This window comes from Paucibacter sp. PLA-PC-4, assembly GCF_026241155.1.
GTDB lineage: Bacteria > Pseudomonadota > Gammaproteobacteria > Burkholderiales > Burkholderiaceae_C > Roseateles_E.
The window spans coordinates 198,969-212,809 of the sequence record NZ_JAPFGP010000006.1 but is presented as its reverse complement, the minus strand read 5'-3'; the positions used below and the strand labels follow the sequence as shown (position 1 = coordinate 212,809).

General features: G+C 66.9%; 16 protein-coding genes. 9 read left to right on the top strand and 7 right to left on the bottom strand.

The features are described 5' to 3' along the window. Window positions 1–37: 37 nt before the first annotated feature. Entirely contained in the window at window positions 38–1,165 is a 1,128-nt protein-coding gene (locus OOZ63_RS11640) for a DSD1 family PLP-dependent enzyme (protein WP_266005642.1), read from the bottom strand. 167 nt (window positions 1,166–1,332) lie between these two features. Between OOZ63_RS11640 and OOZ63_RS11635 the strand changes: the two genes are divergently transcribed. Continuing rightward, window positions 1,333–1,704 carry a hypothetical protein gene (locus OOZ63_RS11635; RefSeq protein ID WP_266005641.1) on the top strand — a complete coding sequence of 124 codons (372 nt, stop codon included), beginning with the start codon at window positions 1,333–1,335 and terminating at the stop codon, window positions 1,702–1,704. 79 nt (window positions 1,705–1,783) lie between these two features. On the opposite strand, the gene OOZ63_RS11630 is transcribed toward OOZ63_RS11635, so the two are convergent. From OOZ63_RS11630 to OOZ63_RS11620, 3 genes are read right to left on the bottom strand one after another with little or no spacing between them, the layout of a single operon-like run. Beyond that, window positions 1,784–2,182 (bottom strand): VOC family protein, encoded by a 399-nt coding sequence (locus tag OOZ63_RS11630; protein WP_266005639.1) that lies wholly within the window; start codon window positions 2,180–2,182, stop codon window positions 1,784–1,786. Between the two features lie 51 nt (window positions 2,183–2,233). Continuing rightward, entirely contained in the window at window positions 2,234–2,683 is a 450-nt protein-coding gene (locus OOZ63_RS11625) for an SRPBCC family protein (RefSeq protein WP_266005638.1), read from the bottom strand. A 46-nt stretch (window positions 2,684–2,729) separates the two neighbouring features. Continuing rightward, a complete protein-coding gene (locus OOZ63_RS11620) occupies window positions 2,730–3,353 on the bottom strand; it encodes a Crp/Fnr family transcriptional regulator (protein ID WP_266005637.1) in 624 nt (207 codons plus the stop codon). A 96-nt stretch (window positions 3,354–3,449) separates the two neighbouring features. On the opposite strand from OOZ63_RS11620, the gene OOZ63_RS11615 reads away from it, so the two are divergent. After that, window positions 3,450–3,896: a methyltransferase family protein gene (locus tag OOZ63_RS11615; protein WP_266005636.1), complete on the top strand. Its 447-nt coding sequence runs from the start codon at window positions 3,450–3,452 to the stop codon at window positions 3,894–3,896. 114 nt (window positions 3,897–4,010) lie between these two features. On the opposite strand, the gene OOZ63_RS11610 is transcribed toward OOZ63_RS11615, so the two are convergent. Beyond that, window positions 4,011–4,142 carry a hypothetical protein gene (locus tag OOZ63_RS11610; protein WP_266005635.1) on the bottom strand — a complete coding sequence of 44 codons (132 nt, stop codon included), beginning with the start codon at window positions 4,140–4,142 and terminating at the stop codon, window positions 4,011–4,013. 62 nt (window positions 4,143–4,204) lie between these two features. Continuing rightward, window positions 4,205–4,561: a cupin domain-containing protein gene (locus OOZ63_RS11605; RefSeq protein WP_266005634.1), complete on the bottom strand. Its 357-nt coding sequence runs from the start codon at window positions 4,559–4,561 to the stop codon at window positions 4,205–4,207. 243 nt (window positions 4,562–4,804) lie between these two features. Between OOZ63_RS11605 and OOZ63_RS11600 the strand changes: the two genes are divergently transcribed. The 3 genes from OOZ63_RS11600 to OOZ63_RS11590 all read left to right on the top strand — a co-directional run bounded on the left by OOZ63_RS11600 (window position 4,805) and on the right by OOZ63_RS11590 (window position 8,294). Continuing rightward, window positions 4,805–7,006, top strand: coding sequence for a helicase-related protein (locus OOZ63_RS11600; RefSeq protein WP_266005633.1), 2,202 nt, complete (start codon window positions 4,805–4,807; stop codon window positions 7,004–7,006). Window positions 7,007–7,085: 79 nt separating this feature from the next. Then, on the top strand, window positions 7,086–7,577 hold the full coding sequence (locus OOZ63_RS11595) for an RcnB family protein (protein ID WP_266005632.1): 492 nt from the start codon (window positions 7,086–7,088) through the stop codon (window positions 7,575–7,577). Between the two features lie 48 nt (window positions 7,578–7,625). Beyond that, window positions 7,626–8,294 carry a glutathione S-transferase family protein gene (locus OOZ63_RS11590; RefSeq protein WP_266005750.1) on the top strand — a complete coding sequence of 223 codons (669 nt, stop codon included), beginning with the start codon at window positions 7,626–7,628 and terminating at the stop codon, window positions 8,292–8,294. Between the two features lie 36 nt (window positions 8,295–8,330). On the opposite strand, the gene OOZ63_RS11585 is transcribed toward OOZ63_RS11590, so the two are convergent. Beyond that, the gene (locus OOZ63_RS11585) at window positions 8,331–9,251 is read right to left on the bottom strand and encodes an amino acid ABC transporter substrate-binding protein (protein ID WP_266005631.1); all 921 of its coding nucleotides are present in this window, start codon (window positions 9,249–9,251) and stop codon (window positions 8,331–8,333) included. Window positions 9,252–9,346: 95 nt separating this feature from the next. Between OOZ63_RS11585 and OOZ63_RS11580 the strand changes: the two genes are divergently transcribed. From OOZ63_RS11580 to OOZ63_RS11565, 4 genes are all read left to right on the top strand, one after another. Beyond that, on the top strand, window positions 9,347–10,042 hold the full coding sequence (locus tag OOZ63_RS11580) for a class I SAM-dependent methyltransferase (RefSeq protein ID WP_266005630.1): 696 nt from the start codon (window positions 9,347–9,349) through the stop codon (window positions 10,040–10,042). Between the two features lie 101 nt (window positions 10,043–10,143). Continuing rightward, the gene (locus tag OOZ63_RS11575) at window positions 10,144–11,052 is read left to right on the top strand and encodes a c-type cytochrome (RefSeq protein ID WP_266005629.1); all 909 of its coding nucleotides are present in this window, start codon (window positions 10,144–10,146) and stop codon (window positions 11,050–11,052) included. 114 nt (window positions 11,053–11,166) lie between these two features. Further along, complete coding sequence (locus OOZ63_RS11570) at window positions 11,167–12,873, top strand: hypothetical protein (RefSeq protein WP_266005627.1); 1,707 nt, start codon at window positions 11,167–11,169, stop codon at window positions 12,871–12,873. Between the two features lie 95 nt (window positions 12,874–12,968). Further along, the gene (locus tag OOZ63_RS11565; RefSeq protein WP_266005626.1) at window positions 12,969–13,781 is read left to right on the top strand and encodes an alpha/beta fold hydrolase; all 813 of its coding nucleotides are present in this window, start codon (window positions 12,969–12,971) and stop codon (window positions 13,779–13,781) included. Window positions 13,782–13,841 lie beyond the last annotated feature (60 nt).

The window sequence follows — 13,841 nt, the reverse complement described above, 5'->3', positions numbered from 1 at the left end:
CGGCAAAGTCTCGCAGGCCCGTGCGCGCAAGAAATGCTCAGCGGCTCAAGCCCCGCGCGGCAATCGGCCAGACGGCCTCGACCCTGCCGGCGCGCACTGCGACGATTTCGTCATGCAGATTCAGCGTCGGATCGCAATGGCCCGGCACCAGCAGCAACTGACGGCCCAGTGCTGGCCGGGTCGTGGCCGCATCGGCGAGCTGCACGAGGCCATGCTCGTCGTTGGCCGAGACATAGCTCAGCCCGGCATCGCCCCAGAGCGTGGGCAGACCAGAGTCGACCGCCAGCGACTTCAAGCCGGCATCGACCACCACGCGATCGCCGCTGCCCTGGCTCATCACCGTGGTGGCGACAAACAGACTGTGCTCGAAGCGCAGCGCCTGGCCGTAGTCGTTGCGCCCGTAGTCGCCGTCCATGAAGACGTAGGAGCCCGGCTGCAGCTCGGTGTAGACACCGGCGTGCAGATCGAACTCTGCGCTGCCCGTGCCGCCGCCGGTCACGGTCTCGCAGCGCACGCCGTCCCGTGCCAGCGCCGCGACGACCGCAGCCGTGCGCCCCGCCGCTGCGGCCACCGCCTCGCGCCGCTCGGCATGGCCGCGCAGGTGCTGGAGCGCGCCGTGATAGGCCTGCAAGCCCTTGAAGCGCAGCTGCGGATGGGCGGCGATCGCCTCAACCAGTCGCTGCACGGCAGGCGCCTGCGCGACAACGCCGCAGCGGTTCTGGCCGATATTGATCTCGACGAACACATCCAGCCGGCTGCCGGCCTCGGCCGTGGCTGCGGCCAGCGCCGCGACCTGCTCGGCGTGGTCGACGCAGACGCTGAGCCGGCCTTGCAGTGCCAGTTGGGCCAGCAACACGGTCTTGGCGGCGCCGACCACCTCGTTGCTGATGTGGATGTCGCTGATGCCGGCCTGCAAAAAAGGGATGGCCTCGCTGACCTTCTGGCAGCAAATGCCCACGGCGCCGCGGGCGATTTGGGCCTGGGCGATGGCCGGGCATTTGTGCGCCTTGGCATGAGGACGCAGAGCCAGGCCGGCAGCCGCGGCAGCGGCCTGCATGCGATCGAGGTTGCGTTCGAAGGCGTCCAGATCGAGGAGCAGGGCCGGTGTGTCGACGGCCGACAGCGCATCGCCGGGGCGTGCGACGGGGGGCAGGGCAGGGATCATGGCGGGCAATATTGTGGCGACAGGTCGATTCTGCTTGTCTCCCGCCCTCGTACCGATGCCAAGCCCTGCTTTGCACGAGCACCGAGATCTATTACTTCGATAGGCGACGGCTGCTGCCGATCCAGCTGATTGTCTGCGCGGCTCCCCGCTATCTGCGGCGCCGCGGCATGCCCGCCAGCATCGACGAGTTGCTGTCCTCGCAGCACCGCTGCAGCGGCTTTCGCCACCCGGCCACCAGCAAACTGATGAGCTGGGACTTCAAGGTCGGCGAAGACATCGTCTCGCACGCCATCCCGGCGCGGCTGTGCACCAACGATGTCGAGCTCGAAGAGAAGGCCGTGCTGGGCGGCGAGTTCATCGGCCAGCTCGTTGGCGTCAGCGCCGCACCGCTGATACGCGTCGGTCTGCTGGTGCCGCTGCTGATCGACCATGTGGCCGAGCACCTGGGCTTGTATGCCTATCACGGCAGCCGGCTCGGGTGCGCGCTTTCATCGATCTCGCGGTGGAGCGGGTGGCCGGCAACCGCGACTTCTTCCTGACCGCGCAGGAACTGCGCCAGCACGGGGCCGGGGCGGGGCAGAGGCGGCGGTCGAAGAAGCCCGGCTGATGCCGACCCAGCTATTCGGCCGTGTGGCAGGCCACGCCGAGCTTGTTGCCCTCGGTGTCGCGGAAGTAGGCGCCGTAGTAATGCGGGTGGTAGTCGGGCCGCAGGCCCGGCGGGCCCTCGCAGCGGCCGCCCAGGCGCAGCGCCAGCGCATGCGCTGCATCTACACCGGCTCTATCAGCGGCCAGAAAAGCCGGCATCTGACCATTGCCCGGCAGATGGGCCTGGCCGTCATGGGGCCGGCCTATCAGGAACAGCGGGCGGCCATTGGCGCTTCCCGGCGTCTGCCAGCCAGCCCAGGGGCGGCCGCGATCGCAAAAGCGCGGCGGCAGACCCAAGCTGGCCATCAGCGGCGTGTAGAAGGCCAAAGCGCGCTCAAAGTCGCTGACGCCGACAAAGACATGGGAAAACATCGGCGGGCTCCTGGTGTTCGGACGGATGGCGGGATACGCGGGCCGGTGATGCTACTGGCGGATCTCGGGCTCGACCAACTGGGCCAGCAAGGTCAGCGACTCCTGCCAGCCCAGATAGCAGGCCTCGGCCGGAATCTGGGCCGGTATGCCCTGCTGCTCGATGTGGACCTCCGTGCCGCAGAACACCGCTTTGAGCGTCACGGTCGTGCGCATCTCACCGGGCAGATTGAGCGCTAGGTCGAAGACGGCCGTGTAGCTCAGCCGCTCATGCGGGACCAACTCGAGATAGCGGCCGCCAAAGCCATGGCTTTGCTGGGTCGTCAGATTGGTGAAGGACATGCGATAGCTGCCGCCGACCCGAGGATCCATCTCGTGGACCGTGCCGGTGAAGCCATGCGGGGGCAGCCATTTGCTGAAGGCCGCCGCATCGAGAAAAGCGCGGTAGATGCGCTCGGCCGGCGCGCGCAGCACGCGGTGCAGGCGGATGGTGGTCGTGCTCATGGGGAAGTTTCTCCTTTGCTTGAGACAGTTTGGAGGATGTCTGCGTTCAGACGACGTCCGGCCGGCCCCCGGGTCGACCAGCGAGACGCGCCCGGATACGACTCAGCGCCACCGGGGTCACGCGCACATAGCTGGCGATATCACGCTGGCGCAGCTGAGCGGCCAGTCCGGGGCGCTCTCGCAGAAATCCCAGATAGCGCTGCTCGGGCGACAGGGTCAGCAGCTCCATTTCACGTCTTTCCTTGCGCTGGCCGTAAATCTTGAAGGCCTGGCTGAGCGCACGCTGCCAGCCGAGATGGCGCCCAGCCAGCCGCTGAATCTGGCGATAGTCGATCTGCTCGACCAGACAGGCTCGCTCGGCATAGGCCGAGTAGCTGGTGCGCGCCTGCTCGCCCTCTTCAAGCGCGGTGAGACTGGCAAAACAGGTGCCGGCCTCGGCAAAGCCCTTGATCCAGCCCTCACCGCCCGACGTCTCGTAAACCATCTTGATCACGCCCGACAACACGGCAAAGACCTGGGGCCGTTGCTCGCCGGCAAGAAACAGCGGCTCGCCGTGGGCCAGTCGCAAGCGCCGGGTCGCGCCCTCCAGCAGCTCCCGCTCTGGCAGCGGCGAGGTTGCCAGCCGGCAAAACAGCTCGAAGCCGGACAAGGCAGTGGCGGGGTTGTTCATGTCTGTCGGTCACTTGTTGCGCAGTTAACCCAGGTTATCGCAAGCGTGGCCATGGGTCGGCAGACTGGCTGCCTCATTTCCACACAGATCGATGCGATGCGAGTGCTGCTGCTTCCCCCTTTTGTCTTTCTGATACTGGCCGGCCTCATGGGGGTCGCGCATGTCTGCGCCCCACTGGGCCTGTGGTTGCTACAACCGCTGAGCTGGGCCGGCCTAGGCCTGATCGCCCTGGGTCTGGGAGTGGCCCAATGGCATGCCCGGCTGTTCAGCCGGATCGGCACCAATATCAACACCTTCGGAGAACCCGACCGTTTGACCACGCAGGGCCTGTTCCGCCGCAGCCGCAATCCGATGTATCTGGGCCTGCTGATCGCGCTGCTGGGGCTGGCCCTGACACTGGGCTCGCTGTCGCCGCTATTCGGGCCGCTGAGCTTCTTTGTGCTGGCGCAGTGCTGGTACATCCCGCTAGAGGAACGGGCGATGGCGGCGAAGTTCGGGGCGGAATACGCACGGTATCGGCAGGCGGTGCGGCGTTGGTTCTGAGCATGATGGTCTCGGGGGCCGCCAACTCGGTGCCCTGACCGACGCCCACATTCGGCCTTGACGCACGGCACGGTACTGCGACCCCTGCCACGGCTTTTCATCGTGGCATGCCGCTCAAGCGGTGGGCCTGAGGGGACTCGCTCTGGCGCCGGCGCGCGCTGCGGCCAGCAGGGCTTGCAGCGCGGCGAGCGGCACATCGGTGCCCTCCTCGGCGCTGAGCAGGGCCGAGTTGACAACGTTGCGCACCCTGTGAGGGCAGCGGGCGCTGGAAGTGTTCGGGCAGGTGGTCGGCGACGCTGCCGACCCCATCAGGCCGTGACCCAAACCTTTCGCACGGTTTCCAAAGTGCGCCAGGTGCCGGTGTAGCCGGGCTTCATGATGAAGCAGTCGCCGGCCTTGTAGATGACCGGCGGGTGGCCGTCCTCGGTGATCTCGACCCTGCCGGACAGGATCAGGCAAAACTCCCAGGTATCACCTTTGATCGAGCGGTTGGCGCCCGGCGTGGCCTCGAATACGCCGGCGCGCACCTTGCCGTCCTTGGCGCTGTCGACATCCCAGCTGCGGCAGACGATATCGCCCTCGATGACGCGGTCGGCCGGCGGCCGGTACTCATGCGCCTGGCCGAGTTGGTCGAAGTTGAAAGAGACGAGCAGATGGTTTGACATGAAGGAAGACGGCTCACGGCCATGGGTCAGCGCAGGCCCTCATGCTATGCACAGACCGCCCTCGGTAGTTGCCGAAGTCGGTGCTCGTGACGGCGGCATCTGCGTGATTTGCGTGGGCTGGCAGTGCATTGTTCTGCGGCGGCACAGACACAGCCCGCCGCCCTCTTGTGTTCCACTCCAGAAGTGCCCGATACAAAAAATCTCCCTACCCCCGCGCCGGCCGCCCAACTCCCGCCCGCGACGATGCAACTCCCAAACCCTCGCCACGCGGCCCGCCTTCCGGCCGACATCACTCCCGAGCAATGGCAGCGCATCCGCCAGGCGGCCTATCAGCTGCCGCAGGTGCTGACGCCGGGCGATTTCGATGGCGAGACCGGCCACGAGGATCAGCTCGACAAGCTGGGCCTGATACAGATCCAGAAGGCCACAAAGGCAAGCAGCGGCGCGCGGCCCAGCCGCTGGATCGCACCGCGCCTGATCACCTCGGCGCTGGCCCATCTCGATGTGGTCGGCACCGCGCCGACGGTGCGCGCGCTGATGCAGCAGCGCACGGCCCAGATGGAGACTGCGCTGGGCCTGAGCCGCGAAGGCCAGGGCTGGAGCAGGCTGTGCAAGTTGGTGCTCAAGATCTCCGAGCCGGGCTGGGAGATCCCCGTCAGCTACCGTGCAGAGATCGCAGACGACGCACCGATCTGGGACTTCTATCGCAGCGGCGATCTGCACGCGCTGAAGACCGCAATCGGCCAGATGCCAGCCTACGCCCACACTGCCGAGCTGCAAGCGCAGCTGGAGAGTCTCTATCGGCGCAGCGAGTCTGGCCACCCGGAGCACCTGGACACGCTGCTGCCGCGCCTGCAGTCGGAGTGCGCGACGCCGCAGTCCTTCGAAACCCTGAAGGCCGGCTGCACGCGGGCGCAGGACCGCTGGGAACACCGCGTCGCCGAGCTCAATGCGCTGGCAGGGCTGAACCAGGATCTGGCCTTCCAGGGCTATCCGGACACCTTCGATATCGCGCGGCGCATGCAGCGCACCGTCACGCTTTATGTCGGCGCGCCGAACAGCGGCAAGACCTATGCGGCCTTCGAGCGCTTGGCCCAGGCCCAGCAGGGCGCCTATCTGGCGCCGCTGCGCCTGCTGGCGCTGGAAGGTCGTGACCGACTGGTGGGCCGTGGCGTGCCGTGCTCGCTGCTGACCGGCGAGGAGAATGTGCCGGCCGAGAACTCGCGCGTGGTGTCCAGCACCATCGAGATGGTCAACACCAACAAGCCGATCGACGTCGCGGTGATCGACGAGGCGCAGATGCTGTTCGACCTGTATCGCGGCTGGGCATGGACCCAGGCCATCGTCGCGGTGCCGGCCAATGAGCTGATCATCATCTGCAGCGCCTATGCGGTGCCGGCCATCGAAAGTCTCTTGGGCCTATGCGGGGAGCGCTGTACGGTGCGCCACTTCGAGCGCAAGCAGGAGGTGCAGCTGCTGCCGGCGCCGGTGCCGATCGCAGCGCTCAAGCATGGCGATGCGGTCGTGGCCTTCAGCCGCCGAGAGGTGCTGATGCTGCGCGACCAGATCGGTGCGGCCGGCCATCCGGTCTCCGTGATCTATGGCGCGCTGCCGCCCGAGGTGCGACGCAGGGAGGCAGAGCGCTTCGCGCAGGGGGCCTCGCATATTTTGGTAGCCACCGACGCGATCGGCATGGGGCTGAACCTGCCGATCCGCCGCGTTCTCTTCAGCACGATGAGTAAGTTCGATGGCGTCGGGGACCGCACCTTGGAAGTCACCGAGGTGCACCAGATCGCCGGCCGGGCCGGGCGCTACGGCATGCATGACGAGGGCTTTGTCGGCGTGCTGCGCGAGGCCGAACCGACGGCCGCGCGCACGCTCAAGGAACTCCTGCCCAAGAGCCCGCGCGCGCCGCGCGACTTCAAGGCCGCGGTGGCGCCGAACTGGTGGCATATCGACACCATCGCGCAGCGCCTGGGGCTGAAGAAGCTGCATGCGGTGCTGATGGTCTTCATGGATCAGCTACTGCTGGACAACGCCCATTTCGAGGTGGCCGAGCTGGAGCAGATGCTGGCGCTGGCCGAGCAGCTGGACCGCGCAGCCGGCGGTCTGCCGCTGAAGGCCCGCTTCATCTATGCGCAGGCGCCGGTGGACAGTCGCACCGACAGCCAGGTGCAGGAGTATCTGGACTGGGCCAGCCGCCACGCGCTGACCGGCAGGGTCGGTGCGCCCTGGTTCCTCGACGATGTGGACGAGCACAGCCGGCTCGACCGCATGGAGCAAGCGCTGCGCTCTTGCACGCTGTGGCTGTGGCTGGACCTGCGCTTCCCTGGCGTCTACGGCCATGTGACGGCCGTCGGCGATCTGCGCAGCCGGCTCAATGACGGCATCGAGCGCCATCTGAAGGGCAAGAAGCCGTTGTGGCAGACGCGCGGCCGGCGCTGAGCCACTGTTCGACAGCGCACAGACGGGCCGGTGTGGACCGGCCTAAAAGCGAGTTCTCGTCCACTGTTGAGGACTCATCATGCGCAAGATCAAGACCCTGCTGCTCGCCTGCGCCGTCGCCGCCCAGGCGATGGCACCGCTGGGCCCCGTACAGGCCCAGGGCTACAGCCATGGTGATCACGGCAAGCGCGGGGATGATCGCCAAAGCGATCGCCGGCATGACCAGCGTCGTGAACAGCGCAACGCCCAGGAACAGCGGCGCGACCAGACTCAGCAGCAGTATCAGCTCTCGCGTCGCGACGGCCCGCCCCGCTGGGACGAGCGCGACGGCCGCGACTACTGGAACGGCAAGTACGCCAACCGCGGCCGCGGTGCCGGCCCCGATCACAACTTCTACAAGGGCACCCGGCTGCCGCCCGCCTATCACCAGCGTCGCTATGTGGTGGACGATTGGCGCAGCCATCAGCTGCGCGCACCGCCGCGTGGCTACCACTGGGTGCAAAGCGGCGGCGACTACCTGCTGGTAGCCATTGCCACCGGCGTGATCCTGCAACTGCTGCTGAGCAACTGAGCCCTTCCTCTAGACTCCGGGGGCCACTCACGGGAGTTCATCATCGCCATCACCGTTCACCACCTCAACAACTCGCGCTCGCAGCGTGTGCTGTGGCTGCTCGAAGAGCTGGGCCTGCCCTACGAGATCAAGCACTACCAGCGCGACAAGGCAACGATGCTGGCGCCGCCCGAGTTGCGCGCTGTGCACCCGCTGGGCAAGTCGCCGGTGATCACCGACGACGCGCTGGTGGTGGCCGAGTCGGGCGCCATCCTCGAGTACCTGGTGGATCGCTACGGTCAGGGCCGGCTCAAGCCCGTCGCCGACAGCGCCGACGCGCTGCGCTACCGCTATTGGATGCATTACGCTGAGGGATCGGCAATGCCGCCGCTGCTGATGAAGCTGATCTTCGACCGCATCGAGCGCTCGCCCATGCCCTTCTTCGTCAAGCCAATTGCCAAGGGCATCGCGGCCAAGGTCAAGGCTGGCTTCATCCAGCCGGCGATCAAGAGCCATCTGGACTTCATGGAGGCCGAGCTGGCCAAGAGCCCCTGGTTCGCCGGCAGCGAGTTCACGGCCGCCGATGTGCAGCTCAGCTTTGCGCTGGAGGCTGCCGCCTCCCGGGGAGGGCTGGCGGCGGACCGGCCCCGGCTGACGGACTTCCTGAAACGCATCCATGCGCGAGCGGCCTACCAGCGCGCGCTCGAGCGCGGCGGTCCCTACACGCTGTTGAGCTGAGCGGCCGCCATGGGCCGCAACGAGTACGGCCCTCGCTCAGTTCGGCACCTGATCGCTCGGATACTTCCAGAAGTCGCGCAGCAGATAGCTGATCGGCAAATTCAGCGCCGTCTGCTTGGGCGGTATCGGCTGCTGGAACCAGCGCTCATAGAGGGCATGGGCCTCGCGGCTGGCAATCAGGCGCTTCATCTCGGCATCGACGAAGCGCTTGAGCTCGGCGTCCTCGCGAGACATCATCACCGCCAGCGGTTCGATGGTCAGGAACTTGCCTACCACCTCCAGGCCCTTAGGATTCTTGCTGCCGGCGATCAGGCCATAGAGCAGCACATCGTCCATCACGAAACCGTCGGCCTCGCCCTTTTCGACCATCTCGAAGGCGCGCCCATGATCGGGCGCCTCCAGAATCTGGATGCCCAACAGGCGGTCGCGGTTGACGGCCTGGATCTCCTTGAAGCTGGTCGTGCCCTTAGTGGACACCAGCCGGCGCTTGGCGAAATCGCTGAGTTCCTTGATGCCCGAATCGGCGCGCACCAGATAGCGCGAGCCGGTGATGTAGTGCGGCACGGTGAACGCCACCTTCTCGCGCCGCTCGGCGTTATTGGTGGTCGAGCCGCATTCCAGGTCGGCACGGCCTTCGGCGATCACCGCGATGCGGTCGCTGGAGCTGACCTGCACATAGTCGGTGGCCAGACTCTTGAGTTGCAGATGCTTGCGCAAGGCCTCGCCAAGCCGGTGGCAGAGGTCCAGCGCATAGCCGACTGGCCGACGCTGCGCATCCAGATAGGAAAAAGGCACCGAAGACTCGCGGTGCGCCAGCACGATGCGGCCACTGGATTTGATGCGATCCAGCGTCGGGCCGGCGTGTGCCGAGCCGCAGGGCAACGCGGGCTGAAGCAGCAGCAAGGTCAGCAGCAGCGCGTGGGCGGGCTGCCCGTGGCGGAATGCATGGCTTTTCATCGTGTTCACTGCCTGAATCTCTCGGATGGCCGGGAATATAGGCCCGGCAGGCCCTGCAGTCTGCCAACTCTTGCCGGTTTTTCGGGGCCGTCGTCGTGAGCCGGCCCTATGTGGTCAAGCAGGAGCGCATTGCCATCGCTGGCGTGGCGGATCTGCAGATCCGCTCGCTGCTGGACCGGCAGCAGTTCGACGACCCGCTGGGCGAAGCGCTGGCGCGCGGCATCTCGTCAGCGGCCTGGCCGCTGTTCGGCCTGCTGTGGCCCTCTGGCCTGCACCTGGCGGCGGCCATGGCCTGCCGGCCCTTGCTGGCCGACGAGAGCATCCTGGAGATCGGCTGCGGCCTGGCGCTGGCAAGCCTGGTCAGCCACCGGCGTGGCGCGCTGGTGACGGCCAGCGACTGCCACCCGATGGCCGCGGGCTTCCTGCTGGAGAACCTGCGGCTCAATGCGCTGGCGCCTATGCGTTACTGCCACGGCGACTGGGGCCCGGGCACCACCGGTCGTGGCCAGAGCGCGCCGCGCGTGCAGGGCCGCTTCGATCTGATCATCGGCAGCGATGTGCTGTACGAGCGCGACGAGGTCGGCAGCCTTGCCGCCTTCATCGCGCTGCATGCGCGGCCCGCCAGCGAAGTCATCATCGTCGACCCCAACCGCGGCAATCGCCCGGCCTTCAGCCGCCATATGGCGACGCTGGGCTACCGGCTGGAGGAGACCGTTATCAAGCAGCCCGGCTACAGCGGCCGGCTGCTGCAATACCGGCGCGACACCCTGGCCACTCTCAGCCCCGCTTAGATTGTTTCAGCCCGGCTTCGTTTGTTTCAGCCCCGGTTTTTCGCTTCGGACAGCGATTAAGGTGCGGCCCGGCTTGATGCCACCGAACCGAGGAACCGTCCATGCCCCAGCGAACCTGGCTGCGCCGCAGCCTCTTGACACTGCTTGGCCTCACGGCCGCCCTGGCCGCCACCGTCGGCCTCGCCCTGGCACGCGCCGACTACAAGCTGCAGCGCCAGGTGGATCTGCAGGTGGCGGCCGTCCCGCTGCCGGACGATGCGGCCGCGCTCGAGCGGGGCCGCTATCTCTATCTATCGCGTGGCTGCGTCGACTGCCATGACCGCGCCGGCGGCGGCAGGGTGCTGATCGACGATGGCAAGGGTTTGCTCGTGCGCGGCCCGAATATCGCGCAGGGCTCACTCACCGTAGCCAACTACCGGGTCGAGGATTGGGTGCGCGCGATCCGCCATGGCGTCAAACCCGATGGCCGGCCCGCCATCGTGATGCCCAGCGAGGACTACAACCGGCTCAGCGACGAGGACATGGGCGCGCTGATCGCGCATCTGCAACGCATGCCCCGGGTCGAGGGGGGGCCAGCGATCGTGCAGCTGTCGCTGCCTTTCAAGGCCATGTACGGCCTGGGCCTGATCGAGGATGCAGCGGAGAAGATCGACCACAGCCTGCCGCCCTCGCCACCGATGGCATCGACCGTCAGCGTCGCCAACGGCGCCTATGTAGCCAGCATGTGCATAGGCTGCCACGGGCCCGGTTTCTCGGGCGGCAAGATCCCAGGCACGCCGCCCGACTGGCCGCCGGCCTCAAACCTGACGCCGGGCGAGGGCAGTGCGATGCCGGCCTACAAGAGTGCCGAGCAGTTCGCCACGATGATGCGCAGTGGCCGGCGCCCTGACGGCAGTGCGGTCAGCTCAGTGATGCCCTTTAACGCGCTGAAGGAGTTGAACGACGCCGACCTGCATGCGATGTACGCCTATCTGCAGACCCTGCCGGCCAAGTCGGCGGGCCGGCGCTGAGGTGCTCGCAAACAAGCACGGCATCCCTATCTTGCAGGACTAAAGCCGGCGCGGACGGCTAGGCGCCGGCCCTGCGATCCCCTAACGTCGGGCGCACACTCCCTGGAGACCGCCATGCCCGACAGCGCCGACATCCTGTGGTTCAAGAAGCAGTTCCAGGCCCGCATCACGCCGGCCTTGGCCGGCACGCCGCTGACAGTGGACATGATCACCGCGATCGCGTGCCAGGAAACTGGGGCCATCTGGTCGCTGCTGCGTCGCAAGAACCTGGGGACGAACAAGATCTTGGCCCTGTGCGTCGGCGACACGCTCGATGCCGACAAGGGCCGCCGCGCCTTCCCGCAGACCAAGGCCGATCTGCTCGCGGCGCCCAATGGCGCGGCGATGTTCGAGATCGCCCACCAGGCGCTGGTCGACATGGCCCAGCACATCCCCGGCTTCGCGGGCGTAGCGGCCCGCCCGCACAAGTTCTGCCATGGCTTCGGCCTGTTCCAGCGCGATCTGCAATTCTTCCTCAGCGACCCCGACTACTTTCTCGAAAAGCGCTATGCGCGTTTCGAGGACACCCTGGCCCTGTGCGTCGACGAGCTCAAGAAGGGCTTACGCAAGCTGGGTCTGCAGGACCGCAGCGAGCTCAGTGACCAGGAGTTGGCCGCTGTCGGCATCGCCTACAACACCGGTGGCTTCAAGCCGGCCAAGGGGCTCAAGCAGGGGCATTTCAACGGCACGCAGTTCTACGGTGAGGCGCTGTTCGACTTCATCCGCCTGGCTCATACGGTAGCGCTGAGCGGCGAGCAGGCCGAACTCGAAGCGCCGCCACCCGGCCAGGCCATCGTTCCACCACCCAGCGCCGTGACAGCCAGCGGCCCGCAGTTCCGGGTCAAGACCCAGCTGTCTATGCTGCGGGTGCGCAGCGAGCCGCTGATCAGCCAGCCCGAGACCGCCAATGTGATCAGCCACCTGCCAGACGGCCATCCGGTGCGGGCCGTCAGCGGCAAACCGGTCAAGGGCTTTCTCGAGATCGAGACCAGCCTGGCCGGCGCGCTGATCCATGGTTTTGTCTCAGCCAAGCTGCTGGTGGCCGATGCCGCGCCGGAGCCAATTGCCGTCGTCGAGCCGGCGCCGGAGCTGCCCAGCAGCGGCATCGTTGCTGTCTGGATGCCGCGCAAGAGTGGCTCGGTGACGCGCCGCATCGACCTGGCCAACGCTCATTCGCTCAATGAAGCTGGTCAGCCGCAACGCAAGGGCACGGATGCCCAGACCCTGCGCCAGGAACTGTCCGCCATCATCGACTGGCTGGCGGTGGACAAGCCGGCCCATGGGCGCTACCAACCGCGCAGCGGTCTAACCTTCTGCAATATCTACGCGCATGACTATTGCCATCTGGCCGGTGTCTATCTCCCGCGTGTCTGGTGGTCGGCCCATGCCTTGCTGAAGCTGGCCCAGGGCGAGGTGTTGGCGCCGCTGATCGGCAACACCATTGTCGAGCTGCGTGCCAACGATCTGTTCCGCTGGCTGCGCGACCATGGCCCCGCTTTTGGCTGGCGCCAGACCGGCTCCTTGACCAAGCTTCAGCAGGCGGCCAACCAGGGCGCGATTGGCCTGATCATCGCGCGTCGCAAGGAGGACGGACGCTCCGGCCATATCGTGCCGGTGGTGCCCGAGCTCGGCGAGCTGCGGGCCAGGCGCGACAGTGCAGGCGAGGTCACGGCGCCGCTTCAAAGCCAGGCCGGAGCCAGCAACTTCCGCTTCGGCACCGGCAAGGCAGGGTGGTGGCTGGGGCAGGAGTTTGCCGAGAGCGCCTTCTGGATCCACGCCTGAACAAACGAAACCACCAGGCTCGGCCTTAGAAGCCGGGCTGAAACCGCAGCGGCCGAGACTGCAAGCCTGATGTTGAACAAGACAAGGCTCGCACGATGAACGCCACCCTCTCCCTGAACATGCAGCGCCTGGGCCTGGGCAGGCCGCTGCTGTGCCTGCATTCCAGCAGCGCCAGTGCCGGCCAATGGCGCGGACTGGTCGAGCAACTGCAAGACCATCGCGCGCTGCTGATCCCCGATCTGCCCGGTCACGGCCGCAGCCCGGACTGGCCCGCCGATGCGCCCGTCGGGCTGGAACTAGAGAGCGACGCGGTCTGGGCCGCGCTGGACGATATCGACACGCCGCTGGACATCGTCGGCCATTCCTATGGCGGCGCGTTGGCGCTGCAGATGGCGGTTGAGCGTCCGTATTGTGTGCGCTCACTCACATTGTATGAGCCGGTATTGTTCGGGCTGCTCCACCGGCACGAGCCTTGGGGCGAGGCCTGGAGCGAAATCTCCCAGATCGCCCGCATCGTCAGCGAGCTCGTTGGCGCTGGCCGCTTCGAGGCGGCGGGCCAGATGTTTTGCAACTACTGGGCGGCCGGTCCGGCATGGCAGGGCATGAACGAAAACCAGCAGCGGCGCGTCTCGCGCTGCATGCCCAGCGTCGATCGGCATTTCGCCGCTCTGTTCGCAGCCACCTGGGGGCCGCGCGAGCTGGCCCGGCTGCGGGCGCTGCCGCTGCGCCTGGTCTGCGGTTCGCTGACCCGGTCCCCGGCACGCCGGGTCAGCGAGCTGCTGTCCCTCGCGCTGGAGCAGTCCGAGCTGCGCATGCTGCCCGGCGCCGGTCATCTGGGGCCGATCAGCCATGCGGCGGCGTTCAATTCGATGGTCGGGCAATTGCTGGAGGCGGTACCGGCCATGTGACGGACAAAGCTGTGCACAACATTTGAACAAGACCTGGCTTATCCACAGCTACTCGCGTTG

What these genes read in the sequence shown, in the direction of transcription:
- OOZ63_RS11640 (WP_266005642.1), bottom strand. Translation starts at nt 1,165, where the DNA reads ATGATCCCTGCCCTGCCCCCCGTCGCACGCCCCGGCGATGCGCTGTCG.
- OOZ63_RS11635 (WP_266005641.1), top strand. Translation starts at nt 1,333, where the DNA reads ATGCCCGCCAGCATCGACGAGTTGCTGTCCTCGCAGCACCGCTGCAGC.
- OOZ63_RS11630 (WP_266005639.1), bottom strand. Translation starts at nt 2,182, where the DNA reads ATGTTTTCCCATGTCTTTGTCGGCGTCAGCGACTTTGAGCGCGCTTTG.
- OOZ63_RS11625 (WP_266005638.1), bottom strand. Translation starts at nt 2,683, where the DNA reads ATGAGCACGACCACCATCCGCCTGCACCGCGTGCTGCGCGCGCCGGCC.
- OOZ63_RS11620 (WP_266005637.1), bottom strand. Translation starts at nt 3,353, where the DNA reads ATGAACAACCCCGCCACTGCCTTGTCCGGCTTCGAGCTGTTTTGCCGG.
- OOZ63_RS11615 (WP_266005636.1), top strand. Translation starts at nt 3,450, where the DNA reads ATGCGAGTGCTGCTGCTTCCCCCTTTTGTCTTTCTGATACTGGCCGGC.
- OOZ63_RS11605 (WP_266005634.1), bottom strand. Translation starts at nt 4,561, where the DNA reads ATGTCAAACCATCTGCTCGTCTCTTTCAACTTCGACCAACTCGGCCAG.
- OOZ63_RS11600 (WP_266005633.1), top strand. Translation starts at nt 4,805, where the DNA reads ATGCAACTCCCAAACCCTCGCCACGCGGCCCGCCTTCCGGCCGACATC.
- OOZ63_RS11595 (WP_266005632.1), top strand. Translation starts at nt 7,086, where the DNA reads ATGCGCAAGATCAAGACCCTGCTGCTCGCCTGCGCCGTCGCCGCCCAG.
- OOZ63_RS11585 (WP_266005631.1), bottom strand. Translation starts at nt 9,251, where the DNA reads ATGAAAAGCCATGCATTCCGCCACGGGCAGCCCGCCCACGCGCTGCTG.
- OOZ63_RS11575 (WP_266005629.1), top strand. Translation starts at nt 10,144, where the DNA reads ATGCCCCAGCGAACCTGGCTGCGCCGCAGCCTCTTGACACTGCTTGGC.
- OOZ63_RS11570 (WP_266005627.1), top strand. Translation starts at nt 11,167, where the DNA reads ATGCCCGACAGCGCCGACATCCTGTGGTTCAAGAAGCAGTTCCAGGCC.
- OOZ63_RS11565 (WP_266005626.1), top strand. Translation starts at nt 12,969, where the DNA reads ATGAACGCCACCCTCTCCCTGAACATGCAGCGCCTGGGCCTGGGCAGG.